This is a genomic window from Paraflavitalea soli (assembly GCF_003555545.1).
GTDB classification, from domain to species: Bacteria; Bacteroidota; Bacteroidia; order Chitinophagales; family Chitinophagaceae; genus Paraflavitalea; species Paraflavitalea soli.
In genome coordinates this window covers 4,679,179-4,705,529 of record NZ_CP032157.1, presented here as the reverse complement: position 1 = coordinate 4,705,529, position 26,351 = coordinate 4,679,179, and the positions used below count along the sequence as shown (strand labels likewise).

The following is a 26,351-nucleotide window of genomic DNA, read 5'->3' as shown; positions in this document are numbered from 1 at the left end:
AATGGTGAGTAGTTCAGTTTTTTAGAAACAGTGGTATCACAAAATGTGATACCACTGTTTCTAAAATTGTGCAGTCCAACTGGTTGTATATTAAATTGTTATGAGGTTGCTGGTATTAGTGGTATCACAATTTGTGATACCACCGTTGGTGCAGATGCAGGTTATTAATCATTTTCATCACTTCTACGGAATCCAATTTTTCTGCGGGGAGGTTGTGGTGGATGCAACAGGTATTCCAATACCTTGTGTACCTCACCAAATTGTTTGTCATATTGTAAACGCATCTGTTGCAGGAGGTTCATGATCTCCTTATAATTAACTGCTATTTTCCGCAACATGATAAATGCTCTCATGATGATGATATTCATCTTTACTGCATTTTCACTTTTCAAGACACCTGAAAGCATGGCTACACCTGTCTCTGTGAAAGCAAAAGGAGTAGCTCCTCCCAGGTACTTTATATGTGGTATCACATTTTGTGATACCACACTTTCCATTTCTTTCTTGGTAAGCCTGAACATAAAGTCTTTGGGGAAGCGGTCCATATTGCGCTTGACTGCCTGTTTCAGTGCCCTTGTTTCCACTCCAAAGATCTCTGCAATATGAAAATCAAGTATTACTCTTTCACCGCGTAATACGAGGATCTTTTTAATAATTCCTTCTTCAGGAATAACAACTTTCGACGTTGACTTTGCCATTACTACCGTTTAAATGAATTGTTTGTTTTTTGCTGCTAAACAAAGCCTGTCGGTTGGGGACACACTGATATATGAAGAGGGCAACAATATAAAGAAAATATATTTAATATTCGCATGTGTGTAGGTAAATGATTGAAAATTAATTGAATACATTGCTAAAGTGAGCGGTGGTATCACAATTTGTGATACCACCGCAGTATATAAGATCAATGTCAATGCGTGGGTTGCAGCTTACAATGCGCAGGGCAAAGCTTTCAGCTTATTTCTTTGGGAATGATGATTCTCTTACCTGCAATTCAGGCGTGAGGGTTCTTTTTTCGAATTGTTTGACGGGCCGTTTGCTTTCTATCAGTTGCAGCAATAGTTCGGTGGCATCGCGGCCTATCTCATAGGCTGGCTGCCGTACTACCGTGAGGGGTGGGCTGATCAGTTCTGCGATATCTGAATTGGAAAACCCTACCAGGGCAATATCGTCGGGTACGGTGAGGCCGCGTCTTTTAAGTGTTTTGAGGCAGCCGCTTGTCAGTTTATCGGCCATTGTTACAATGGCATCGGGCTTTTGTTTCAGTGTAAACAGCCTGTTCACTGCCTCTTCTATTTCAGAGAAGATCATACCTCCATAGAAACAATGTTTAATATAAGCATCATCGGGGGGGAGACCATTACTCAACAACGCCTCCCGGTAGCCGGCCAGCCTTTCGGTGGTAATGGACAGGAATTCTGAGTTGGCAATGGCTGCAATACGCTTATAGCCATTTTGAACCAAATGTTCCGTGGCTTCATAAGCCCCTTTAAAATTATCTACAATTACGCTATGGGTATTGATCTCTTCTGTAATACGATCAAAGAAGACAATGGGCAGCCCTTTTTCATGCAGCGCTTTGAGGTGACTGATATCGTTCGTTTCCGTAGAAACGGAGATCAACAGTCCATCTACCGACCGGGAGGCCAGGTAACGGAGGTCCATCACTTCCCTTTCATATGATTCATGGCTTTGGGATATAATGACGTTATAACCACGGTCATACGAAATGGATTCTATGCCATTAATGATCTGCGAAAAGAAGCTATTGGCTATTTCACACACTACCACGCCAATAGAACGGCTACGTTTTTCCTTTAGACTGAGGGCTATGGGATTGGGGCGATAATTCAGCTTTTCGGCACAATCCAGCACTAACTGCTTGGTTTCCGGGCTTATTTCATAACTATCACGCAGGGCCCTTGAAACAGTGGAAGTAGATATTCCGAGTGCTTTGGCAATATCTTTAATAGTAACTGCTTCAAATTTCATATGCCGGCCATTGATTTATTGGAGATGCCATTTTACGATGGTCACCAAGATACAGTTTTTCTCGCAGAGCCTTGTAAAACATTCACTTGTCATTTTGACACTACGCCATCGTTGCCGGGAACGATTGCGTAAATAAAAGGTTTTAAACTCTTCGGCATTCCTGAAAATCTGTATACAATTGTTGTGCTATTTGCTAACTAATAAATTGCTTGCTATGCCGAAGATGATCCTTTCTCATAGTGCATGCCTTCCTGCGTGCCTACAATCCTGTCAGTTTAACACTTTTAGTATTCATTTTGACATTTATCAACGGGAATGAATGCTTCCATAACCTGCTGATATATTATTATAAACCCTAACCTCGCCCATTTACATTAAAAAACTGCTATATGAAAAGACTACTGATGCTATTGGTATTGGCTGCTGTTTCCCTCCACCTGACGGCACAAACCCGGCAGATCAAAGGAAAGGTAACCGACGATAGCAATGTGCCTCTTGCAGCCGTTAGTGTTATGATCAAAGGTGCTACCAAAGGCACGCAGACCGATGCTGAAGGAAATTTTACCCTCATCACTTCCGATAATGGCAATATATCCCTGGTAATTAGTTTTACAGGATATACCTCTATTACTGTTCCTGCCAACAGCAATACCCCACTGACCATCAAACTGTCAAAAAGCAATTCAAGTCTTGATGATGTAGTGGTGATCGGTTACCAAACGATACGCAGAAGAGATGTAACCGGTTCCGTTTCTTCTGTCAGTGGCCGTGATCTTAAAGACATTCCACTTAGTTCCGCTGCAGAGGCCATTACCGGCCGCCTGGCAGGAGTGCAGGTGATCACCACCGAAGGAAAGCCCGGAGCCGACATACAAGTGCGTGTACGGGGTGGTAATTCCATCACACAGGATAATTCTCCCTTGTATATCGTGGATGGCATCCAGGTAGAGAATGCCCTTTCCCTGCTCTCTCCCCAGGAAATCGAGACCATCGATGTACTGAAAGATGCGGCTTCTACTGCTATATATGGAGCCAGGGGCGCCAACGGGGTAGTGATCATTACTACCAAAGGAGGAAAAGCCATGAAAACGCAGGTAACCTATAATGGCTATGCCGGGATGCGCAACATCGTCAATAAACTGGCGGTAATGAGCCCTTACGACTATGTAAAGTATCAATACCAGATATACAACTACAATACCAACCAGGAAACCAAAAATACTTTCCGTGATAATTATGGTCGTTGGGAGGATATAGAGCTTTATAAGAAAATGCCATTTACCGACTGGCAGGATGCAGTATTCGGACAGAATGCCTTCAACCATACTCATGTATTGGGTCTTACAGGCGGCGACAAGAACACTACCTTCAATTTCAACCTCAATCATACCAATGAGGAAGGCATTATGCTCAACTCGGGGTTTGTACGTACCCTGGCTGCGCTCAAACTCGATCATAAAGTTACCGATCGTCTGCGGGTGGGTGTCAATGCACGTTATAGCCGCCAGCGGGTGGATGGGGTAGGTACCTCCAATACGGGTACACAAAGCACCAACCGCTTGCGCAATGCCGTACGTTTCCGGCCATTTGTGGCGCCAGGACTGGAATCACAGGTAGATGAGTTTGATCCCGATTATGCCAATCTCACCAACCTGACCAGCCCGGTGATATTGGCCAACCAGGAGTTGCGCTATGATTACCGCAACGATATCATCGTTAATGGCTATGCAAGCCTCGAGATCATTAAAGGACTTACCTTCAAAACGGTATTGGGTATCAACCAAACTTCCAGGAAGACCAACAATTTCAATGGCGTGGCCACCAGCATCGCCCGCCAAAATGCGAATATGCCCGTGGTACAGATTGGAGAAGGAGATGTGTTCTCGCTTACGAACTCCAATACAGTGAGCTATAAACTGAAATTGGAAGGCGGCCATAGTTTGGATCTCATGGCAGGTCAGGAGATCTGGCAGCAAAAGTCCAACAATACGAATATTACCACCAAATGGCTGCCGGTGGATATTACTCCCGAGCAGGCTTTTGCAGGTATTCAAAAAGCTACTCCTCCCAATTTGCTGATACAGGATGCGCCTACTACCTCGCAGGCGGAAGAAAGATTGCTCTCATTCTTTGGGCGTGTTAACTATTCCTGGAATGGAAAATACATTGCCAACTTTACGGTAAGGCGCGATGGCAGTTCCAAATTTGCTGAGCAAAACCGCAATGCGGTCTTTCCGTCCATGTCATTGGCCTGGAAATTATCTGAAGAGAAGTTTATGGAGAATATGAGCTTCTTCTCCGATATGAAACTCCGGTTCAGCCTGGGCTCTTCCGGTAACAACCGTATCCCCACTGACCTGTATAAGACCATGTTTGCTGCCAACAGCAACGATGGTTATGCATTCAATGAGTCGGTGATACCAGGTTTTACCGCTGCCGAACTGGCCAATATTAACCTCAAATGGGAAACTACCATCTCCCGCAACCTTGGGTTGGACTTCTCCCTGCTCAACAACAGGCTTACTGCATCGGTTGATGTTTATTACAATAGCACGAAAGACCTGCTGCTGAAAGCCAAGATCCCGCAAACAAGTGGTTACTCTACCCAATACCAGAATGTGGGTAAAACCTCCAACAGGGGTATTGAATTTCAGTTGGCCGGCAACATCATGAATACAAAGGATTTTACCTGGAATGCCAACTTCAACATTGCGTTCAACAAAAACAAGATTGAGAGTCTGGGCATCGATCCTACAGGTCAGCCCCTGAAGTCTTACCTCGAGATGGCCGGGTGGATCAGCGCTACTTACCAGGATTTCCTGGTGGAAGTGGGTCAGCCAATGGGACAATTCTATGGTTATGTAACAGACGGCTTCTATACTGTGGATGATTTTGATTATGATGCAGCCACCCAGAAATATACCATCAAAGCTGGTATACCTGATAGCCGCGATGTAGCATTGGGCAACCGGGAGCCGCAGCCCGGCGACCTCAAACTGAAAAAGCTATCAAAAACTACGGATATGCGTATCGGCGCCAACGACAGGACAGTGCTGGGCAATGCGCAGCCCAAATTCATCGGTGGCTTTAACCAGCAGTTCTCTTATAAAGGATTTGATGCCAGCATTTTTATGAACTTCTCAGTAGGTAACAAAGTATACAATGCCAACAAGATTGAATTTACTACGCAGTACCTGTACAGGGACAACAATATGCTGGCCATCATGAACGATCGCTGGAAATGGTATGATGAGAACGGCCTGAAGGTTAATGATCCCGCTCAGTTGAGTAAGCTGAATGCGGAAACGAAATACTGGACCCCACCCGGCGGTCAATACTTCCTGCATTCCTTTGCTATTGAAGATGGTTCTTTCCTGCGTATCAGTAACGTCACACTGGGTTATTCTGTACCACAAAGCCTCTTAAAGAGAACAAAAGTATTCTCCCAGTTCAGGGTTTATGCCACTGTTAATAACCTGGCAACGCTTACCGGTTATTCAGGCTTTGACCCCGAAGCCAATACCAGGCGTAGTAACCCGCTCACTCCGGGTGTTGACTATGCTGCCTATCCCCGCAGCCGGTACATATTGGCAGGTATAAATGTTACATTTTAATCTTTAAAGGAACGACAATGAAAAATAAGACCATCACCACCATATTCTCCTCCATCGCCTTAGCGGGTGTATTGGCCACCGCTTCCTGTAAAAAATACCTTGATGTGGAAAATCCTTCCACGATCTCGCAGGACGCAGTTTTTGAAAGTGTTTCTTATACCACTTCTGCAGTTGTAGGGGTGTATAATAAGCTGATGGGCGATAATGGCTACGGAAGCCGTATTTCCCTGCTTTATCCTATGGCCGCCGACGATTTTAAGACCTCCGGCGATTTCAATCCACTCGATCGCAGGGGATTGAGTGGCTATGGTGCCAGTCCCGACAATACAGAGCTGGATGCTCCTTTTTCCCAGCTGTACCAGGGTATTGAAAGGGCCAATATTTGTATTAAATACATTCCGCTATCCGGCCTATATACCAAAGGGTCTGAGGCTGATAAAAAGATCATGCGCAAGTTGTATGGAGAAGTGCTCACCCTCCGCGCGCAGTTCTATTATGAACTCATCCGCAACTGGGGTGATCTCCCGGCGCAATTCCAGCCTTCTGCCGATATCCCCAATCTTTTCCTGCCTAAATCAGACCGCGATTCTATTTACAATATATTACTGGCCGATCTGAAAACAGCTTCGGACCTGGTGCCCTGGAGAAGTGAGTCAGGCGATCCTTCCACCCGCGTTACCAAAGCAGTAGTGAAGGGCTTACGTGCACGCATCGCCCTGGCGCGTGGTGGTTACTCTTTGAGGCGTAGTCCACAGGAAATGATCCGCAAGGCCGATTACAAGGAGTATTACAAAATAGCGATGGACGAGTGTGCTGACATCATCGCCAGCAAAGAGCATGGCCTGAACCCCAGCTATGAAAACCTGTTTAGAACAATACATAATAGCACCCGCCTGGATCCTAACAATGAATGGATCTTTGAAGCAGGCGCGTTCGGTGGTAATGCAAGGACGGATAGCAAACTGGGCTATTCCAATGGTATCCGTATCAACGGTAGTTCCTCGTATGGAGTTGCCAATGGCGGCGTAGTAGGCATCCCTACTTATTTTTATGAGTTTGATTCTGTGGGTGATTGCCGCCGGGATGTAACCCTGGCCTGGTTTGAGATCGATGGCGCCAATAATAAGGTGGTGACCAATTTCAACGATATGCGGGATGGCAAGTACCGTAAATACTGGACCTCCATCAATGGTACCAACCAGAACCTGGGCATCAACTGGCCCCTGCTAAGGTATGCAGATGTATTGCTGATGTATGCTGAGGCAGACAATGAGCTGGGTAGCGCACCTTCTGCCAAAGCCATTGCCGCTTATGAGGAGGTGCGTAAACGCGCTTTCACCGGTTTTGAAAGCAGGATGGGTACTACCCCTACGGATAAAGATGGCTTCTTTAAGGCTATCGTAAAAGAAAGGTTGCTCGAATTTGGTGGTGAAGGAATAAGAAAATATGATCTTATTCGCTGGAACCTGCTGGCTACGGTCATTGATCAAACAAGGGCCAATCTCCGCGAATTAATGAATGGAACAGGGCGCTATGCTAACGTCCCTAAATACGTATACATAAAAGCGAACAAAGTATTAAACAAGACAGTGCCGGAAGAGACTCTTGATTTTGATGTGTACGGCGGACCGGTATCCAAGAGCATGTTCACCCTCGATCCGGTGGCTTCTACGCCTGATGGTTACGTCAGAAAGAACTGGCGCGTGGCGGTTAACGAAGAATACATTACCGGTCAATTCCAGGGGTTTGCGTTGAAGTTTGAAAAGAACAAGAAAGAATTATTCCCGCTGTATTCCGGCGTGCTCAATCAAAACTATAACCTTAAGCAGGATTACGGATATTAATTCCTGCTACTTCAAACTGATTATACTATATGAAAAAAGTAATCAACCATATAAACGGCCTGACGATCATCTTCCTGTTTGCCATCCTGGCCTTATCCTGCGAAAAGGATAAAGAAGAAACCTTTGCGCCGGAACGTATCTTTACCCCCGGCAGGATCGGTGCAACATCGAATGAGACCAATGCCAAACTGGAATGGTCTCCTTCCCTTTACGTCTCCGATTCTGTTACTTATGTAGTGGAGGTAGGTAAAGATTCCCTGCTCACGGGGACGATTGACTATACCACGGAAACAAAAGCGTTATCCCTGACGATCACGGACAGGAATATTCAGATAAAAACAAAATACTTTGCCCGTGTCAAGGCCAAAGGCCAGGGTGGATCGGCAGATTCAAAATGGGAGTACAGCAATTCTTTTGGCATCAAGGGTGAGCAGATATTCCTGAATATTAGTGATGCAGACCTGAAAGATAAAACGGTATTGCTCAAATGGAGAACCATGCCGGGCCTCACAAAGATCGTATTGACACCGGCAACAGGTGCTCCATTTGAAGTGCCGCTCGATGCGGCAGACGTTACGGCCATGCAAAAGCTCATTACCGGCCTGACTCCCAAAATGGCCTACCTCGCCGAGATATTTCAGGGTACATTAAGCAAAGGGATCATTGGTTTCATCACCAAAGAACCCAGCATTTATGCTGTTGTATTATCTCCAGGCCAGGACCTCGTTACTGCCGTAGCCAATGCCGCCAATGGCGATGTGATCGGGCTACAGCCAGGAACATACAATTGCGTGGATAATTTAGCGGCCTATGTCAACCTGGTGATCGCCCAAAAAAGTGTTACTATTCAATCTGTTTCTAATAATCCAGCTGATACCAAAGTCAACTTTAAGGAAGTGACCTTGAAAGGAAATGGAGCGGGTGTTACTTTGAAAGGGATTGAGTTTGATGGCACCCTGGGCGCGGCAGCGTATTTCCTCAATCTTGCCGGAATGGCTACTGATGCAGAAGCTGCCACCTTTACCAACCTCATTGTCGATAATTGTATCGTTAAGAATCTCGCCAATTGTTTCCTCCGGGGCGACCGTGGCGCCAATGGCAGCGATCATAAGATCGATCTCATAAAGGTGAGTAATACCATTGCCTCCAACAGCGCAACGGCTTCCACGTACGTTTTCTTTACCATCAATAAACTGCAGTTTTCGAAACTGGAATTGGTAAAGACTACTTTCCATAGTATGGGACGTGCATTCATTAGCTGCAATACAACCTTATCCAGTCCAAAGCCAACTATTCTGATCGATCAATGTACCATCAATAACTTTGGTTCTGGTGGCACCAGCAGGAACTATACCATATTTGATGCCAATGCCAACCCGGTTGACCTGACCATACAAAACTGTATTATTGCGAATACGCCTATTAAGGATCAAACGATTGGCCCTGCCGCGATAAGAGCTACAGCCACCACCGCTACTATGCTGTTTTCCAACAACAATACATTTAACCTCACCAATGGGGCAGCAACGCCGCTAGCGCTTACATTTCCGGCTGCGATGACCATGCAAAACAATAAGATGATAGCCCTCGGATGGGATGGCGCGACCACCAATTTCACCCTGCCTGCTGGTTCAGAACTGAGAACGAGCAGCACTACGGGTGGGCCAGTGGGCGATCCCCGGTGGGCACAATAAATTAGAATTTTTAAATGAGAAAGATCGTATTATTAAAAGGATTTGTGTACTGTTTATTATTGTCCTGTACTGCACAGCAACAAGGGGTTGCTACAGCATCCGATGGGAAGCCTATTGCTTTTCCGGGCGCCGAAGGGTTTGGGCAATATGCAACCGGCGGCAGGGGAGGAAAGGTATTCATCGTGAACAACCTGGAAGATGCTGGTCCGGGTAGCTTCCGGGAAGCAGCCACTGCCAAAGTACCCCGTATCATCGTGTTTGCTGTATCAGGAACCATCCACCTCCGTACAAAACTGACCATTGCGGGTAATGTAACTATTGCCGGCCAGTCGGCGCCAGGTGATGGTATATGCCTGGCCGATCAGCCGGTGAGTATAGGCGGCGACAATATTGTTATCCGTTTCCTGCGCTTCCGCATGGGCGATAAGTACCAGCGTGGCGGTATGGTAGATGGCAATGGAGGTGATGATGCTTTTGGTGGTACCCGCCGTAAAAACATATTGATCGATCATTGCAGCCTGAGCTGGAGTACCGATGAAATAATATCAGTATATGCAGGAGACAGCTCCACCCTGCAATGGAACCTGATAGCTGAGCCACTTAATTATAGTTATCATTTTGAGACCGGCGATAAAGATTACGAACACCACGGCTATGGTGGTATATGGGGCGGCAGGCATCTCTCCGCTCACCACAACCTGATAGCTCATTGCAATAGCCGAACCCCGCGATTTGACGGCATTCGCAATGCCCCGGAAGAAAATGTGGATTACCGGAACAATGTGATCTACAACTGGGGGCACAACAATACACATGCCGGTGAAGGCGGACGCTACAATATTGTCAACAACTATTATAAGTACGGGCCCAATACAGGCAAACAAGTGAGGTATCAGTTATTGAACCCCTTCAACCGGTCTGATATTCCCTATGGCAAATTTTATGTGGCGGGCAACTATGTGGATGGTGCTACAGATGTGACCCGTAATAACTGGCAGGGTGTAAAAGTCGGCAATGGCAAAGATGAGGTGACACAGGTAACGCTGGAAAAGCCCTTTGAGATTGTGCCTGTCACCACTCAAACTGCCGAAGAAGCTTATATACAGGTGCTGCAACAGGTAGGGGCCATCCTCCCTAAAAGAGATACGATGGACGAGCGTATCATCAGTAATGTCAGGAACAGGACCGGTGGTTTTATAGATGTGCAGGGCGGTTTTCCGCATGGTACTGCTTATGAACTGACCACCGGGGCATGGCCCGCCTTGCAATCCCTGCCTGCACTTACTGATACAGATAAAGATGGAATGCCCGATGCCTGGGAAAAAGCGCACCAGCTCAACCCGGCCGATGGCAATGATGCCAGCCTGTTTACCCTGAACAAATGGTACTCCAATATAGAAATCTACCTGAATGAATTGGTCAAATAAAGTAAGTCCGGGAGCGGTTCTTTTGTACGCTGTGCTACTGATGGCATTTTCAATGCCATTCAAAAAAAGGATCACGGTGTATCTTATAGGCGATTCTACCATGTCCATGAAACAGGAGAAAGCATACCCGGAAACTGGTTGGGGAATGCCCTTTGTGTACTTCTTCGATTCTACGGTAACCGTTGATAACCGGGCACAGAATGGCAGAAGTACCCGCACCTTCCTGGAAGAAAAAAGGTGGCAGCCCGTAGTGGATGCATTGCAAGAAGGAGATTACGTGTTTGTACAATTCGGCCACAATGATGAAGTAAGTACGAAGAAGAGCTACACTACTGAAGAAGAATTTAAGACAAACCTGGTTAAATACGTTACGGAAACACGCCATAAAAAAGCCATCCCGGTACTACTGACACCCGTAGCGCGCCGGAAATTTGATGACGCCGGAAAAATAGAAGACACCCACGAAGTGTATGCGGAGATCGTACGTAAAGTTGCCAATGAATACCATGTCCTCTTGATAGATCTTGACCGGAAAAGTCAGGCCCTGCTGCAGGAGTTGGGAGAAGAAAGATCAAAGTTGCTATTCCTGCATTTGGCAAAAGGAGAGCACCCCAATTATCCCGAAGGAAAAGAAGACAATACCCATTTCAATGAACTAGGTGCACGTTTAATGGCGCAGATCGTACTGGCCGAAATAAAAACGCTGAAGCTGGAGCTGGCGGAAAGAATAGTGCGTCGGAATTAAGGTGTCAGGATTTATACCGGTTACCGGATGAAAAAGTGTTGATGAGGTTTGTAAAGCAATAGGTAAAAGGAGAGACATTGAGTGGCGCCCTATCACACAAATAGGGTAGAGGAGCGGCTTCTTTTTCTGACTACATTGCCCGGTAAAATAATGTACATGAAATATGCAGCCGTATTCTTAACAGGTCTGATCTTATCTTTTGCAGTGTTGTCCTGTAAAAAGGGCGATACAGGGCCGGCAGGACCAGCAGGTGTGCCCGGACCACAGGGACCGCAGGGCATTGCCGGTAATGCCAATGTAACGCAATACTCATATGGGGTACAAAACCTGGCAGCAGGATTTGTGCAGTTATTGGTAACTACTACCAAGGATTCAATGGATAGATCGGCCTGGTTTGTGTACCTGTATTATCAACCACTTGACCGCTGGTATTTTTTGCCTGGTACCGGCGTTGGCGGTGCTACACAATACCGGGTAAGTATGACCTATAGCGCTAACAAGGTTAATTTTTATATAGATAAAAATGGTGCTGGTGAATCCTATGCGCAGGCTAAGATCGTACGGATAGTCACCAGTAGCCAGCAGGCCGGTGGCCGTGCAGCAACAGGTGCCCATCCATTGCCGGATATTGACTTTGCTGATTATGAAGCGGTACGAAAATATTACCAGCTTCCCCGTTAACAGGCATTGACTGGTGATGTTCGAATCAAAATAAGCACAGGTATTACAAGGGTTGTTGCGGTCAAAGTGCATGCAGGCACGGAAACCGGAACAACCCTTTTTATGGGATGGTACGGGATAGCCGCTTGGGAAAATAGTGTACTTTCGCCTCCCCAGGCTATACTTGCAGACTTCGCTTTTTGCTTAACAATTAAGTTGATAATATTGTATCCATGCCGACTGGCTTAACCCCGCCAACGGTGTCATCAAAGCCATGATTGAAATCAATTAATATTTATGCGCTTATTGTTCCTTGCCTGTACCATTACCTGCCTGTTCAATTTTAACCTTACCGGTTTTGCCCAGCTTGCCAACCCCGTTTCAAAAGTATGGATGGCTGACAATGGAAATGGTACCTATAAAAACCCGGTGATCAATGCCGACTATTCTGATCCCGATGCTGTACGCGTGGGAAACGATTACTACCTCATAGCCTCCAGTTTTGATGCAGTACCCGGGTTGCCGATCCTGCATTCGAAGGATATGGTCAACTGGACGATCATCACACATGCTTTAAAAAGGCAGCCTCCTTTCGATCATTTTTCCAAAACACAGCATGGCAATGGTGTATGGGCGCCGGCTATCCGCTACCACAATGGTGAATTTTACATTTATTATCCCGATCCGGATTTTGGCATTTATGTTACGAGGGCCAGGAACATCAAAGGTCCCTGGACTGATCCCGTGCTGGTAGAGGCTGGAAAAGGATTGATAGACCCTTGTCCCTTCTGGGATGATAATGGCAAAGGGTACCTGGCCCATGCATACGCAGGCAGCCGTGCAGGCATTAAAAGCCTGATCGTTATCAAAGAGCTGGATGCCACCGGTACCAGGGTGGTCAGCGAAGGTGTACTGGTGTATGATGGTCATGAAACGGATGCTACGATTGAAGGTCCCAAGCTGTATAAGCGCAATGGATACTATTATATTTTCGCTCCCGCAGGTGGTGTGTCTACGGGCTGGCAACTGGTACTTCGGTCTAAGAATATTTATGGCCCTTACGAAAGGAAAGTGGTCATGGACCAGGGCACTACACCGATCAACGGCCCTCACCAGGGCGCCTGGATACAAACGCCCGCGGGGGAAGACTGGTTCCTGCATTTCCAGGACAAGGGGGCTTATGGCAGGGTGGTACACCTTCAACCAATGAAATGGATCAACAACTGGCCGGTGATCGGCATTGATAAAGATGGTGACGGTAAGGGAGAGCCGGTACTGGTGTATAAGAAACCAGCTGTAGGGAAAACCTATCCCATTGCTACTCCGGCAGAAAGTGATGAGTTCAATACAACTACCCTGGGTTTGCAATGGCAATGGCAGGCCAATCCCAAAGCGACCTGGTCGTTTCTGAATCCCACCAAAGGGGTCTTACGCTTATATTCTGATAAGATGCCCGACTCAGCCAATAACCTGTGGGACGTGCCCAATATCCTGTTACAAAAATGGCCGGCAGAAGCGTTTGTCATCACTACTAAGTTTTCCTTTACACCCAATCCCAAGCTGGAAAATGAAAAAGCAGGGTTGGTCATCATGGGCCTCAGCTATGCCAACATTGCCCTCAAAAGCAGGAAGGATGGTATCTGGCTGGTGTATGGTACCTGCAAAGATGCGTACAAGGCCAATCCTGAAACCGAAAAAACACTCACTAAACTGGGCGATTCTACGGCTACCGTTTACTTCCGGGTACAGGTACGTGCAGGCGCCCAATGCCGCTTTGGATATAGTACTGATGGCAAATCATTTACTGATATAGAAACAGCCTTTCAGGCTACCCCAGGCCGTTGGGTGGGCGCCAAAGCGGGTATATTCTGCACCCGTACTACGCAGATCAATGATGCCGGCTTTGCCGATGTGGACTGGTTCCGCATTGATAAGCTGGAGAAGTGAGTTATGAGTGGTTTGTAGTGAGTGGTGAGGTAGCAGCACGAAACACTGAACCCGAAACACCAAACCCCGAGCCCCTCTTCCTGCAACGATTGCCTTCCAGATAGGATGGCGGTGCAAAGAGGCTAGCTATGGCTCTGTTATGTTGCTATTATTTGCCTTTATCCGGAAAGCTTGTCGTACTGTTTCCGGAAGTATAACTGATCCGGGGAAGTTCTACCGGCGTATTGCCCCACATGGTATTATAATAGACAGCCCCATCCACAAACACATCTTTTGCTTCCTTCAGTTTGATCACCGCCTCATTGTCCTTCCCACGCATCATTTTGATGCCGGAGAATTTGGCGCCCAGCACATCTTCGAGGTAAATAGCATAACGGCCATCGGGCTGCTCATAGTTGAAAGAACATACATTTACAGAAAGTGCTTTTACATGACGGGCCCACAGACCAAAAGAAGGTTGCACCTTCAGATTGGTCACATTGTATTGCCCCACACCTAATTCAGGAGAAACCTGTGCGGTATCAGATAACGGATTGCCTCCCTTCACCAGCACGTGTACATCATTGAATACTACGTTGTTGATATAGCCCGTATGCTGACCGTTGGGTAAGGTAAAATCAAGTTTGCCTTCCATATCCTCCCCGCCCGGTAATTTATAACCGGCGATAATGGGACTTGATCTTTTCTGCGTACCATCATAAGGTTTCCAGCGCTTGCCGCTATAGGAACTGCCACTGTATACCTCAAAGATGTCGATGCCGTTGATGATGATGTTTTCTACCTGGCCAATATTTACATTCTTCACCAGCAGCTCATTGTGCTTATCCCCATGATCGGTAAAAGCATACTTGCCTACATTGGCCCCGAGGATGCGCCCCCGGTTGGAAATGGAAATAAAGAAAGGTGTAGTAGCCCGGTACATTTTAGAACGTGAGTGGATAGGCCCCGTATGTCCACAGTTGAGGTGCACATCCTTGATGTGTGCGCCATCATTGGTGGAAATAGAGAAGCCTGCTTTATTGGCCCCCAGTACATAGATATTGTCTACATGCAGGTCCATAATATCATCAGCCGTTTCTGATCCTATCTGGAACAGGTTGCAGTTGGTATCGCCAATAATGTTACGTACCATATAATGACTGGCTGGACGTGTAAAACCCAATGAGCAATCTGACCCTGGCTTAATAATATCATCAGAACTTACCTTACAATAGATATTCGTGGCTGTTACATTGTTGCAGCCCATGAAGTCATAAATATCGCGCACATTGCCCTGGTGCGCCCTGGAGAAATAACTGTTGTGTACATAAATACCGTCTGTTCCCGTAGCCAATAATACAAAATGCCCGGCGCGGTCGATTTGCAGCATATTACTGATGTCAGCATCCTTACTGCCATCTTTCTTAATATAATAGGGTTCGTCTTTTTCTGCATCGTACCAGAGGTCTTCGGTGCGTTGCAATCCCCCGATCTCAATATTGGTACATAACTTAAATACAAACATTTTGTCGCCGCGGTTATCCGGTGCATTGCTCATCACCTTATCGCCTGTTACCAAATTACCATCGCCCGTGATATGCCCGTTGCCAATGATCTTGATATTGTCTTCTCTTTCTGCAAAGAACATCCCATTCCTGAAATAATGGTGGCCTACATCTTGTTTCGTCATGTAATTCTCCGGATCAGCATACGGGCCGGGGTCGGTAGGAGAGAGACCGGAACGATATTTCCGGTCGCTGAACCAGGTGCTTTCCGGTGCATCCGTTCCTTTAAGAGCCTTCAGGGTAGCCTCTTTGTCGATGTATAACCATACATTGCTTTTGAGGTGTACGGTGCGTACCGAATAAGTACCCTTGCTGAAAAGCAGTACACCTCCGCCCAGTCGGTACAATGAGTCAATGGCTTTATTAATAATTTCTGTGTTATCCTGCTTGTCTTCACCGCTTACGCCAAAACCTTTGATGTCCATTTTACCCGAATAAAAGCGAATGGTGTTGGAAAATCCTTTATGCTCGCCGTCTTTTACCTGTAAGCGGAAACTGTATAGCTGATTGCCGGCCAGGCCGGTGATAGCAGCCTGCCCTTTCCGTGCATCGATCGTTGCTTTGGAGACCTTCCAGCTTTTCCCCTGGTCACCCGATTGCATCAGTTGAATGGCGGCGCCTGGATTGTTTGAGCGCCAGGTGAATTGCAGGGAAGTGTAAGTGCCGGGCGCGTCTGAAAAGGCTGCCCCTTTTGCGATCACTCTTTCAAAACTGGTGATCGTATTGGTGGTTGTGAGCGTGGCCGACTCGCTGAGTGTGCCGGCGCTCGTTAGTACGGCAGGACTGGCGGTGGTATAGTTGGCCTGAAACCGGTAAGTCCCGGCCTTTGTCAGCACCACATCGCGGATCACCAGCCGCAGGTCGGCGCCATTGGCCGGCCGCAGGTCCAGGTGATTGAATTGAACTACAGTACCACCGTCAGCAGCTTTGGTGATCGTTACATCTCCTACTTTGGAATAGGAATAATTTGTTCCCACCCGGCCAATGGATTGGGTAGCCAGGTCTTTCAGCAATACATCCCCACGGCCAATCACGTTCACTGTTGTATTATCCATCGTCACGTTGATACCCGCCGGTACCAGAATGCGTACGCTGGCATCGGGGCTTCTTTGCCCGGCTGTATAGTACAATACCAGGTTGGCCGGCGTATTAAGCGTAAGTGTGTGTTGATCCAGCACCAGGCGCCCATTCAGTGCAAAGGCCTGTAAGCGGAGGGAATACCTTTTTGTATGTTTTCCATCGCGCGTAGTGACTACCAGTTTGTCACCATTGGCAATTCTGCCTTCCTTTTTGACCATACCGTCGCTGGTTAGTACCTCATATTGTTGGGTGTTGTTGCCTTGCGGCCTTATTTGTTGCAGTAACTGTGTTACATCCGGTACAGTGGATACCAGCCCCTGGTCTTCCGGCGTATCTACGGTAAAAGAATAGGTACTGCCATTGATCACGGTGATGGATTCCCGTTCCACGGAGGCAATATGCGTAGCATGTGCACGCATAGTAATAGCGCAGGGGTCCGTCACGGCTTTTTGCCGGGCATTGGCTGAAAAACAAAAGCCGGTAATGGCAAACACTGTCAGGGCTGTATATATATTCATATGAAGTAATAGTCGTTGCCCGAAAGATACAAGCTCTATAGAGAACGCTAATCAGCTTAATTGCCTTACTAATCAATATAAATGGCCTGGTGGAGGGGAGCCAGCCTAAGCAGGGCCGGCGACCTTAAAAGATAATAGCGCCAAAAAAATAATAAACGGAGGTTTTTTACCATAAGGCTACTATATTTAACTTCTATACAACGCTTTATGGTAGATCAGGCCAAAATGAAGGAAATAATTACAGCAATACAGGGAGGGAATGCGGTCTCAGTAGATGACGGTATTGATGTTTGGACATTTGATCCGGCGCAACAACACGAAAAAGAGGTGCTGGGAAGGCAATTTATTTCCCTGGCCTCCAATGCCCATCAGCAATTCCTGTACAGGCTGGCGAATGATCCCCTTACCATACAGACCCCTATCTTTTTGATCGACGAAAGGGGCACTGCCTTGAACAACTTTTCATTGAGTGAACTCCTGAACAAAAAAGATATCTACAAGATCACCTCCAAAATGAGGGAGGGGAAGATAAAGGAATACCAACCGCTTATTGATCAATATGCCGAATGCCCGGGTAGTCTCTATTGGATAGCGCTTGAACTGGCCCTGGCGGTATATGACGAGCGCGGTTCCGAAGAGATCGACCAGGTGAGCCAGCAATTGTTTAAGGACCTCGCCGAAAAAGGCGATGCAAGGGCCTGTCACGAACTGGCCAATCATTATTATTTCAATACCAGCGAAAAAGATGAGGTCATAAAATGGCGTACCCTGGCCATTGAAGGCGGCGAAACAGCGGACCTGAAAGAATTGGCTGATTTCATCATCGATGAATACCCGGCTAAAATAGCCCTGGCGCTGGAAAAGCTGCACCTCATGCAGCAATACAATATCAATGCAGCCTGGGCCTGGTGGAAAGAAGGCGCTATTTATAGAACAGGTATCGATGGAATAGAACCCGATCCTGTACGTGCATTCACGCTTACCCAGCAAGCAAGTGAACTGGGATATACCGCTGCTAAAAGTGACCTGGCCTTCTGTTACTATGAAGGCACAGGGGTAGCCAAAAACCTCGAACTGGCCCTGCAATTACTGACAGAAGCCAATGAAGCTTCCCGGGAAGTCAATAGCAGTTACCTGGATGAAGACGACCCGGATGCCCAGGCAGAAGGCGATTATGAAGAACAGCTCGCCCAGATAAAGCAGGAGCTAAATAAGTAACCATTGAAATGGCGCTTTACCATTTTCGAAGTATTGGTCCTGATAGGCATCGTTCAGGGAGCTGTAATTGCGGGATTGATATGGCTTCACAAAATACGTAACCTCAACAAGCTCCTTTTATCTTTTGTTATCGTTGTCTTTAATTGCCTGTGTATAAAAATACTGATACACACCACCGGGCTTTGGCAAACCCAGGCCTTCCGGTATTTGCCACTTGCATTTGACCTGGCCATACAACCCTTGCTTTGGCTCTACACCTTGTCGCTCACACAGCCTGGGCTAAAGCTGAGCAAGAAGCATGCGCTTCACTTCATTCCTTTTGCCATATCCCTGGCCTATTCAATAGGCGTGTACATTGTTGTACTCCCGGTGAAGGACCTGGCAGCTAAAGATGTTATTGCCAATCGTCTTTACTTCAATGAGGTAAAAGAAACGGAAGATATTCTTTCTATCGTGTTGGCCCTGGTATATTGGGTACTTTCCCTGCGCCTCGTTGTGCGCTACAGGCGTTGGCTCAACAACAATATTTCTGATACCGGATATCCCATCTATTCATGGTTAAAGAACACGCTGTTTTTATTGGGAGTTTTGATTGCTGCATTGGCAGTCAGTATCATACTGGACCGGTTTTTTCAATACGGCGGACGGTATTTTATTCACTGGCAACTATTCTTTGGATACTTGTCTGTATTGATCTATTACCTGGGCTTCAGGGGTTATCTCCTGCAGGATAAGCAAATGACTGTTCTGGCCCAGGCACCCATAGCAGACAGTACATTACCAGATGTTACAGAAGAATTACCTGTTGACGTTACTGTCAAAGGAATGCAGCTTACGGAGGGCAAAAGCAAGCGCGCACACCATGCCATTCTGGAAGCCCTGGAGGCCAGGAAGCTCTACCTTGATCCTGAGCTGAGTGTGCAGAAACTGGCCAAAGAGGTCAATATGCCTGTTGCCATTGTATCGGCAGTGATCAACCACTCCTTTCGGAAAACTTTCCGGAACCTTATCAATGACTACCGGGTAGAAGAAGTAAAAGCCAGGTTGCGTGATCCCCGCTCCAGCCGGTTCTCTATTCTCGGTATAGCCTATGAATGCGGTTTTAACTCGGAAGCCAGCTTTTACAGGATTTTCAAAGCAAGTGTCGGTGTTTCTCCCAAAGAATACTTCCATCAACAATTTCCTGATGCATAACTGGTTGCATTATAATTAGATTATGCACCGGCAGCAGACGAATAAAAAGTACGCTCAAAACGTATTTTGAGAATAACAGCTTTCAGGCAGGCTGTTATTTTGGAAAAAAACGAATGAAGAAAGCCTTGAAAATTACAGCTGTGATCCTGGCTCTTAGCCTGGCAGTATACCTATTGCTCAGCACCTCTCTTTTCTTTTTCCCCGATAGATCAGCTTGTACGGCCAACGATCAGGGCCTCACCACTACCCATTGGCAGCAAATGGGTGGGTTCCAGCTTTGCACGCCCGATAGTTCAAGAATTGGTTGTTGGGGTACAGCCCTGGCCCAGCTCGCCTACTACCATAAGCTTGTACCCCATGGGAAAGTAGTGTACACCTCCTCCAAAGGGTTTCATATTAATGAAGACCTGGATGGTTTCAGGTTTGACCTCAGCCTGTTTGCTCCACAGATAGACAGCACAACACCCAAGCCTGTCATTGAGCAACTCTCAAAGTATAATTATTATGCCGCCCTGGTCATCAAAAAGGACTTTGGAACGGGTAACAATATGGATAAGCTTCCATCGCCAACATTATTTGAAAGCCACTTCAGGGCCAGGGTTAAAAGATATATCTCCTGGAAGAATGTTTTGCCCTATACTCAGGGCAAACTGGAAGCGATCATATACGAGGAGTTGAATAACAAAAGGCCTGTTTATTTACACTTTGCCAATCTGAAGGATTTTGGACACTCTGTAATTGTTGATGCGTATTGTTATGAAAAGGGGCAGTTTAAAGTACACCTGAATCAGGGGCAGGGAGGACCTACCGACGGATGGTACGATTTTTACAAAGGGTTTCTCAGACCGGATGACAATAAGTTAAGGGTTGTTTACACCTTTGAACCATTGTAAGATTCTTGCTGTCATAGAATTTTTTGCTGTGCATGTTTGCCCTTTGCGCAAAATTATGCCTGGAGCAGGTGTAAAGAAAAAAGGAGAGACCAACGTCCTCTCCTTTTTATAACTTATGTATGAATTGCCAAGTTTTATCAGCTAAAATGCCAACACCTAACAGCTAATACCTAACTCCTTATTCCTTACTTAGTCTCCGTATACTTCTTAAAATTATCCAGGATAGCCTGCCAGCCGCCCCGTTGCATTTCTATGGAGTGTGTGTCTTCTGCTTCAAATGTTTCCACCACTTTGGTCTCATTGCCCTGGCTAGTGAAAGTGACTTTTACTTTTCTGCCATCACCCAGTGTGTATTCGATCAGCTTATGCTCAATCACGGCTGTGTAAACACCGCCAAAATCAAAGCTGAAACTACCATCTTTGGCGGCCATAGTGGTGGAGAATTGTCCATCAACACGTAAGTCATTAGTAGCTTTAGGGGCGTGCCAGTCTTCAGAGGCAAAAGCCCAGTTAACAATGTGCTCAGGGCCGTTAAAATATTCCCATACTTTTTCTACAGGAGCTTTAACTGTTGCTTCGATCGTGATTGCTGTTCTGTTCTTTGTTTCCATGTTATTACTTTTTAGAAGAGTGTGTTTTTGATTTTCGTTTGACAAAGCAAACATACGGCGGGCCAGAATACCAGGAACTGGGTAAAAACGACAAAACAGAGGTGTATTGCGACCAGGGAAATAGCTACGAGCTACGGGTTGTGAGTGTCGGGCGGAACACAGCCTGAGCGGGTGGGTACCAGGATATATAGCCAACAAACGCGGCCAAGGCCCGGCGAAAAGCCGGTCTCCCTGGCCGTTATTGCTCTCCCAATGAATACCAGGCTTACTGATCGGCTATTGTGGCTTTCCGATCGATGCCCCGGGCTTCCGAAATTTGGGGTTATCAATTACTTAGGCGGGAAAGACGCGAAACCTGGGAGCCGGTTTTCCGGTTCTGAAATCCGAAAACGCTTTCGGCAACGTTTGCGTAAAAAAACAATGGAAATGAGTTCGTTAATACTGAATATCTGTTTACAATTGTTGTGGAAAACTGGGTACGTACACGTGCCCGGACAGTTTTCATGCCTGTCAAATTAAATTATTGATGAATATTAACCGTGCGATTGATCTGTTCATGATGAAAAAGACCTCCCTGCACATACCAGTTTTGACCTTTCTGGCAGCGGCTGTTTTACAAGGAACCCAGCTCACCGCGCAGGTACTGCCTACAATTGAATCACCTGTCTTTCGAAAAGATACATGTAACATTCTTACATATGGCGGCAAAGCCGACGGTATTGCTCTCAATACGGTATCCATCAACAAAGCAATAGATGCCTGCAACAAAAAAGGCGGCGGCGTAGTGTTGGTCCCTGCCGGCTTATGGAATACAGGCCCTATTGTGCTGAAAAGCAATGTGAACCTGCATCTCCAAAAAGGAGCTGTATTGCAGTTTACAGACGATTTTAACCAGTATCCGCTTGTGGAGGGTAACTGGGAAGGGCTGCCGCAGATGCGCAATCAATCGCCTATTTCTGCAGAAGGACAACAGAACATTGCTATTACCGGCTCCGGCATTATTGATGCCAATGGCGATGCCTGGAGAATGGTGAAGAAAGATAAGCTGACGGAAAGCCAGTGGAAGAAACTCGTAGCCTCCGGCGGTATCAGTACTGATGGGCGTACCTGGTATCCTTCGGCAAAAGCCCTTAAAGGGTCACAGCTGAAGAATCCCGGGGTAATAGAGCCCGGTAAAACACCGGCCTTCTATGATTCTGTGAAAGATTTCCTGCGCCCCAACCTCCTGGTGCTTACCAGATGCAAAAAAATACTCCTCGAAGGGGTTATCATACAAAATTCTCCTGCCTGGTGTCTGCACCCCATTATGAGTGAGCACCTCACTGTGCGCAATGTAACTGTCAAAAACCCCTGGTATGCCCAGAATGGCGATGGTATTGATGTGGAGAGCTGTAAGAATGTGCTCATCGAGAATTCCACGTTCGATGTAGGTGATGACGCCCTGTGTATGAAAAGTGGCCGTGATGAGGCGGGTCGCCAGAGAGGCATGCCTACGGAGAATGTTATCATTCGCAACTGCATCGTGTACCACGCCCATGGCGGCTTTGTGGTGGGCAGTGAAATGAGTGGCGGGGCACGCAATATTCATGTAAGCAATTGCACCTTCATAGGTACTGATATTGGCCTTCGGTTCAAAACCACGCGTGGACGGGGTGGAGTAGTGGAGAATATCTATATCAAAGATATCTACATGAAAGATATTCCCGGTGAGGCCATCCTGTTCGATATGTATTACATGGCCAAAGACCCCGTACCACTGACGGGTGAAAAACGTGATGCGCCCAAAGTAGAGCTGTTGCCCGTCACAGAAGGCACGCCTGTATTCAGGGACATCTATGTGAGCAATGTGGTTTGCAATGGCGCAGAAAAAGGCATCTTCATCCGTGGTCTGCCTGAAATGCACATTAAGAACATCCGGCTGGAGAACATGGTTATACAGGCCAATAAAGGCATTGATTGCAGTGAGGCAAGCGGTATTGCGTTCAATAACATTACGCTTATTACCAAAGAGAGCAATCCCGTGGTGGATGTGCTTAACAGCGATAACCTTACTTTTAATAAGCTCCTCTACAAGGATGGGGCGGACCTGTTATTCCGTATCGGTGGCGACCGTACCGGTAAAATAGCCATTACCAATACCGATGCTTCCAAAGCCAAACAGAAAATACAATATGAATTCGGCGCTTCGGAAAAGAGCGTCTCTTTAAAATAATCTATTCCCCGCCACAGGGCGCGTTAACGATTCACGAAATATGAAACACTTACTTGGTATCACGTGCTCACTGGTCCTCCTGGTCAATCAATCGGGGGCCCAAACCAGCACAAAGCTGTCCAGCACACCGGCCACCAGGTGGTCACAGGAAATGGCGGCCACGGCTATGAAAATATGGAGTGATTCTTTTGCACTCACACCGGATCGCCCCGCCCGCTGGAGCTACGACCAGGGGGTTATACTCAAAGGGGTGGAAGGCATCTGGAATGCTACTGCCAATGTGCGCTATTACGATTATATCCAGCGCAGCATGGACTTCTTTGTGCAGGATGATGGTACCATCAAAGGCTACCGCCCCGATGAATACAATATTGATCACATCAACAACGGGAAACTGATCCTTTTTCTTTACCGCGTTACAGGCAAAGAGAAATACAAAAAGGCAGCCGACCTGCTGCGCAATCAACTCCGTACACACCCGCGTACTTCCGAAGGTGGTTTCTGGCACAAGAACATCTATCCTTCGCAAATGTGGCTGGATGGCTTGTATATGGGACAACCTTTTTATGCGGAATACGCTAAAATATTCCATGAGGATACAGCCTTCAATGACATTACCCGTCAGTTTGTATTGATGGAACGTCATGCGCGTGATAGCAAAACCGGTTTGTTGTACCATGGCTGGGATGAATCAAAGCAGCAGAAATGGGCCAATAAGACGACTGGTCTTTCTCCCCACTTCTGGGCCCGTGCACTCGGTTGGTATGGTATGGCCATGGTAGATGCGCTGGATCACTTTCCGGCCAATCATCCCGGTCGCGATACCATCATCTCCATTCTCAACCGCTTTGCAAAGGCAGTCGTAAAAGTACAGGACCCCAAATCCGGTGTGTGGTATGATATCGTCGACATGCCCAATGAAAAAGGCAATTACCTGGAAGCCTCTGCTTCCTCCATGCTCATATATGCCCTGGCAAAAGGTATGCGCAATGGTTACCTGCCCGCTACTTATTTGACAGCCGTACAAAAAGGATATGCCGGTCTCACTAAAACATTTATAGAAACAGATGCCAGCGGACAAACCAACCTGAAAGGCACTGTAAAAGTATCTGGCCTTGGCGGCAATCCTTACCGCGATGGCAGCTTTGCTTACTATATGAGCGAGCCCGTTATCGTTAATGATCCCAAAGGAATAGGCGCCTTTATTCAGTGTGCCGTGGAAGCTGAAATGCTGCCCACCCTGGCATTGGGAAAAGGAAAGACGGTATTGCTCGACTATTGGTTCAACAATGAATGGAAAAAAGATGCTACGGGTACGCAGGTGCGTTTTCACTATACCTGGGATGATAAAACCTACGGTGGCTTTGCCATGCTGGGCGATATCTTCCGCATACATGGTATGAAGACCGCTTCCCTGGAAACAGCGCCTACTGCGCAAAACCTGAAGGGGGCTTCCATTTACGTTATTGTTGATCCGGATACCAAAAAAGAATCACCGGACCCCCACTTCATACAGCCCCAGGATGTAAAAGCCATCAGCGATTGGGTAAAGGCGGGTGGTGTGCTCCTGCTCATGGGCAATGATTCGGGCAATGCAGAGTTTGAACACTGGAACCAGTTGGGTGCTGCCTTTGGCATTCATTTCAATGAGAATAGTTTGAACCGGGTACAGGGCAATCAATACGAGCAGGGGGCCTTTTATCCGACAACGCAGGATGCGATATTCAAAACATCGAAGAAGATCTACATCAAGGAATACAGTAGCCTGGAACTGAAACAACCAGCTACCGCCGTATTCAAAGATGCCAGTGGGAAGGATATTGTTATGGCAGTCAGCAAGTATGGCAAAGGAACCGTATTTGCCGTAGGTGATCCCTGGTTCTACAATGAATATGTGGATGGCCGGAAACTGCCGGCTGAATTTGAGAACTACAAAGCAGCTACTGACCTCGTGAAATGGCTGATTGGAAATGTGAAATAGAGAATACAGGATACAGAATATAGAATACAGAAGGTGGAAGAAGTGAGCAAAGTAAATAAGCAGTAAAAAGTGTAGATGAAAAAATGTGAAGTTATACGTAGGGCGACAAGGAAGATCACCGATACCCCGTCTCATGCAGGGTACCTTGTGTGGTGTAGCTTGTATATCCTCGTTCTGCTGATCATTTCACCAGCTCTTTTTGCACAGACCTCCCAACCCATCATTGTCTCACCCGATGGTAAAGGTCATTTTAAGACCATCCAGTCTGCTATCAACAGCCTGCCTGCTGAGGCTGCCCGCCCGCGCATCATACACATCAAAAGAGGTGTTTACAACGAGAAAGTCTATATCGAGAAACACAATATCATCTTTGAAGGGGAAGGCATGGATGTTACCATCATCACAGCTTCCATCGCCCGCGATGCCTGGCGCTGCCTACACAATGATGATTGGGGTGTAGCAACACTCAATATTGATGGCAACGACGTTACGCTCAAAAACCTCACTGTTACCAATAGTTATGGGTTTGACTGGAAACAGGATACGCTTATTGCCTGCCCCATCGACACCATTCACCGGCAGAAAAAGATAGGTAAGGGTAGTCACCAGATGGCCGTCCGAACCATGAATGCCACCCGTTTCCAGGCTATTGCCTGTCACTTTAAAGCCTGGGGTGGTGATACCATGAGCCCCTGGAATATAGAGAACGGGCTATTCTATTTTAAAGACTGCGTGATGGAAGGAGGAGTAGATCTTTATTGCCCCCGCGGCTGGGCTTATGCGGAGAATTGCCGGTTCAAAGCCCATGGGGGTGATGCGGCTATCTGGCACGATGGCTCACGGATGGCAGATGCTAAAACAGTATTGTACAATTGTTCCTTTGAAGGATATGATGGATTCAGGTTGGGTCGTTATCACCGCGATGCACAATTCTTCCTGGTCAACTGCTCCTTTGCACAGAACATGGCCGATAAACCGATTTACCGGGTGGCTACCAGCAACAGCATTCAATGGGGAGAACGCATCTATTATTACAACTGCCACCGGCAGGGCGGTAATGATTTTGCCTGGTATGCCAACAATTTGCCGGAAGGAATAATAGCAAAGAACATCAACGCCGCCTGGGTATTTGGCGACCGCTGGAAATTGTAAAATAAAGCATAGTTATAAACAAGAA

Annotated in this window: 17 protein-coding genes; 13 read left to right on the top strand and 4 right to left on the bottom strand. The window is 46.9% G+C overall.

Annotated elements, in window-relative coordinates:
- Window positions 1-164 precede the first annotated feature (164 nt).
- Both D3H65_RS17520 and D3H65_RS17515 read right to left on the bottom strand, forming a co-directional pair.
- Window positions 165-698, bottom strand: a complete 534-nt coding sequence (locus tag D3H65_RS17520; RefSeq protein WP_119051546.1) for an ORF6N domain-containing protein — start codon at window positions 696-698, stop codon at window positions 165-167.
- 259 nt (window positions 699-957) lie between these two features.
- Window positions 958-1,992, bottom strand: coding sequence for a LacI family DNA-binding transcriptional regulator (locus D3H65_RS17515; protein ID WP_119051545.1), 1,035 nt, complete (start codon window positions 1,990-1,992; stop codon window positions 958-960).
- Window positions 1,993-2,381: 389 nt separating this feature from the next.
- Between D3H65_RS17515 and D3H65_RS17510 the strand changes: the two genes are divergently transcribed.
- The 7 genes from D3H65_RS17510 to D3H65_RS17475 all read left to right on the top strand — a co-directional run bounded on the left by D3H65_RS17510 (window position 2,382) and on the right by D3H65_RS17475 (window position 13,923).
- Window positions 2,382-5,606: a SusC/RagA family TonB-linked outer membrane protein gene (locus D3H65_RS17510; RefSeq protein ID WP_119051544.1), complete on the top strand. Its 3,225-nt coding sequence runs from the start codon at window positions 2,382-2,384 to the stop codon at window positions 5,604-5,606.
- A gap of 17 nt (window positions 5,607-5,623) precedes the next feature.
- Window positions 5,624-7,450 (top strand): RagB/SusD family nutrient uptake outer membrane protein, encoded by a 1,827-nt coding sequence (locus tag D3H65_RS17505; RefSeq protein WP_119051543.1) that lies wholly within the window; start codon window positions 5,624-5,626, stop codon window positions 7,448-7,450.
- A 29-nt stretch (window positions 7,451-7,479) separates the two neighbouring features.
- Complete coding sequence (locus tag D3H65_RS17500; RefSeq protein WP_119051542.1) at window positions 7,480-9,144, top strand: DUF4957 domain-containing protein; 1,665 nt, start codon at window positions 7,480-7,482, stop codon at window positions 9,142-9,144.
- 14 nt (window positions 9,145-9,158) lie between these two features.
- Entirely contained in the window at window positions 9,159-10,571 is a 1,413-nt protein-coding gene (locus tag D3H65_RS17495) for a pectate lyase family protein (protein ID WP_119051541.1), read from the top strand.
- A 52-nt stretch (window positions 10,572-10,623) separates the two neighbouring features.
- The gene (locus D3H65_RS17490) at window positions 10,624-11,316 is read left to right on the top strand and encodes a rhamnogalacturonan acetylesterase (RefSeq protein ID WP_245999524.1); all 693 of its coding nucleotides are present in this window, start codon (window positions 10,624-10,626) and stop codon (window positions 11,314-11,316) included.
- A gap of 156 nt (window positions 11,317-11,472) precedes the next feature.
- Window positions 11,473-11,997, top strand: a complete 525-nt coding sequence (locus D3H65_RS32960) for a collagen-like protein (RefSeq protein WP_162915695.1) — start codon at window positions 11,473-11,475, stop codon at window positions 11,995-11,997.
- Window positions 11,998-12,273: 276 nt separating this feature from the next.
- On the top strand, window positions 12,274-13,923 hold the full coding sequence (locus tag D3H65_RS17475) for a glycoside hydrolase family 43 protein (protein WP_119051537.1): 1,650 nt from the start codon (window positions 12,274-12,276) through the stop codon (window positions 13,921-13,923).
- Window positions 13,924-14,071: 148 nt separating this feature from the next.
- Here the strand turns inward: D3H65_RS17475 and D3H65_RS17470 are convergent, their stop codons facing one another.
- Entirely contained in the window at window positions 14,072-17,065 is a 2,994-nt protein-coding gene (locus D3H65_RS17470; protein ID WP_119051536.1) for an endopygalactorunase, read from the bottom strand.
- 207 nt (window positions 17,066-17,272) lie between these two features.
- Between D3H65_RS17470 and D3H65_RS17465 the strand changes: the two genes are divergently transcribed.
- The 3 genes from D3H65_RS17465 (at window position 17,273) to D3H65_RS17455 (ending at window position 20,370) form a co-directional block, all read left to right on the top strand.
- Entirely contained in the window at window positions 17,273-18,283 is a 1,011-nt protein-coding gene (locus D3H65_RS17465) for a tetratricopeptide repeat protein (protein ID WP_119051535.1), read from the top strand.
- A gap of 3 nt (window positions 18,284-18,286) precedes the next feature.
- The gene (locus D3H65_RS17460) at window positions 18,287-19,477 is read left to right on the top strand and encodes a helix-turn-helix domain-containing protein (RefSeq protein ID WP_119051534.1); all 1,191 of its coding nucleotides are present in this window, start codon (window positions 18,287-18,289) and stop codon (window positions 19,475-19,477) included.
- 113 nt (window positions 19,478-19,590) lie between these two features.
- Window positions 19,591-20,370 carry a C10 family peptidase gene (locus D3H65_RS17455; RefSeq protein ID WP_119051533.1) on the top strand — a complete coding sequence of 260 codons (780 nt, stop codon included), beginning with the start codon at window positions 19,591-19,593 and terminating at the stop codon, window positions 20,368-20,370.
- Window positions 20,371-20,555: 185 nt separating this feature from the next.
- Here the strand turns inward: D3H65_RS17455 and D3H65_RS17450 are convergent, their stop codons facing one another.
- Window positions 20,556-20,981 carry an SRPBCC family protein gene (locus D3H65_RS17450; protein WP_119051532.1) on the bottom strand — a complete coding sequence of 142 codons (426 nt, stop codon included), beginning with the start codon at window positions 20,979-20,981 and terminating at the stop codon, window positions 20,556-20,558.
- 526 nt (window positions 20,982-21,507) lie between these two features.
- On the opposite strand from D3H65_RS17450, the gene D3H65_RS17445 reads away from it, so the two are divergent.
- The 3 genes from D3H65_RS17445 (at window position 21,508) to D3H65_RS17435 (ending at window position 26,326) form a co-directional block, all read left to right on the top strand.
- Entirely contained in the window at window positions 21,508-23,193 is a 1,686-nt protein-coding gene (locus tag D3H65_RS17445) for a glycoside hydrolase family 28 protein (RefSeq protein WP_245999523.1), read from the top strand.
- A gap of 40 nt (window positions 23,194-23,233) precedes the next feature.
- Window positions 23,234-25,174, top strand: coding sequence for a glycoside hydrolase family 88/105 protein (locus D3H65_RS17440; protein WP_119051531.1), 1,941 nt, complete (start codon window positions 23,234-23,236; stop codon window positions 25,172-25,174).
- Between the two features lie 75 nt (window positions 25,175-25,249).
- Window positions 25,250-26,326: a pectinesterase family protein gene (locus D3H65_RS17435; protein WP_119051530.1), complete on the top strand. Its 1,077-nt coding sequence runs from the start codon at window positions 25,250-25,252 to the stop codon at window positions 26,324-26,326.
- Window positions 26,327-26,351: the final 25 nt, after the last annotated feature.

Coding starts and splice junctions, on each gene's coding strand:
- D3H65_RS17520 (WP_119051546.1), bottom strand. CDS start 698: ATGGCAAAGTCAACGTCGAAAGTTGTTATTCCTGAAGAAGGAATTATT.
- D3H65_RS17515 (WP_119051545.1), bottom strand. CDS start 1,992: ATGAAATTTGAAGCAGTTACTATTAAAGATATTGCCAAAGCACTCGGA.
- D3H65_RS17510 (WP_119051544.1), top strand. CDS start 2,382: ATGAAAAGACTACTGATGCTATTGGTATTGGCTGCTGTTTCCCTCCAC.
- D3H65_RS17505 (WP_119051543.1), top strand. CDS start 5,624: ATGAAAAATAAGACCATCACCACCATATTCTCCTCCATCGCCTTAGCG.
- D3H65_RS17500 (WP_119051542.1), top strand. CDS start 7,480: ATGAAAAAAGTAATCAACCATATAAACGGCCTGACGATCATCTTCCTG.
- D3H65_RS17495 (WP_119051541.1), top strand. CDS start 9,159: ATGAGAAAGATCGTATTATTAAAAGGATTTGTGTACTGTTTATTATTG.
- D3H65_RS17490 (WP_245999524.1), top strand. CDS start 10,624: ATGCCATTCAAAAAAAGGATCACGGTGTATCTTATAGGCGATTCTACC.
- D3H65_RS32960 (WP_162915695.1), top strand. CDS start 11,473: ATGAAATATGCAGCCGTATTCTTAACAGGTCTGATCTTATCTTTTGCA.
- D3H65_RS17475 (WP_119051537.1), top strand. CDS start 12,274: ATGCGCTTATTGTTCCTTGCCTGTACCATTACCTGCCTGTTCAATTTT.
- D3H65_RS17470 (WP_119051536.1), bottom strand. CDS start 17,065: ATGAATATATATACAGCCCTGACAGTGTTTGCCATTACCGGCTTTTGT.
- D3H65_RS17465 (WP_119051535.1), top strand. CDS start 17,273: ATGGTAGATCAGGCCAAAATGAAGGAAATAATTACAGCAATACAGGGA.
- D3H65_RS17455 (WP_119051533.1), top strand. CDS start 19,591: ATGAAGAAAGCCTTGAAAATTACAGCTGTGATCCTGGCTCTTAGCCTG.
- D3H65_RS17450 (WP_119051532.1), bottom strand. CDS start 20,981: ATGGAAACAAAGAACAGAACAGCAATCACGATCGAAGCAACAGTTAAA.
- D3H65_RS17445 (WP_245999523.1), top strand. CDS start 21,508: ATGAATATTAACCGTGCGATTGATCTGTTCATGATGAAAAAGACCTCC.
- D3H65_RS17440 (WP_119051531.1), top strand. CDS start 23,234: ATGAAACACTTACTTGGTATCACGTGCTCACTGGTCCTCCTGGTCAAT.
- D3H65_RS17435 (WP_119051530.1), top strand. CDS start 25,250: ATGAAAAAATGTGAAGTTATACGTAGGGCGACAAGGAAGATCACCGAT.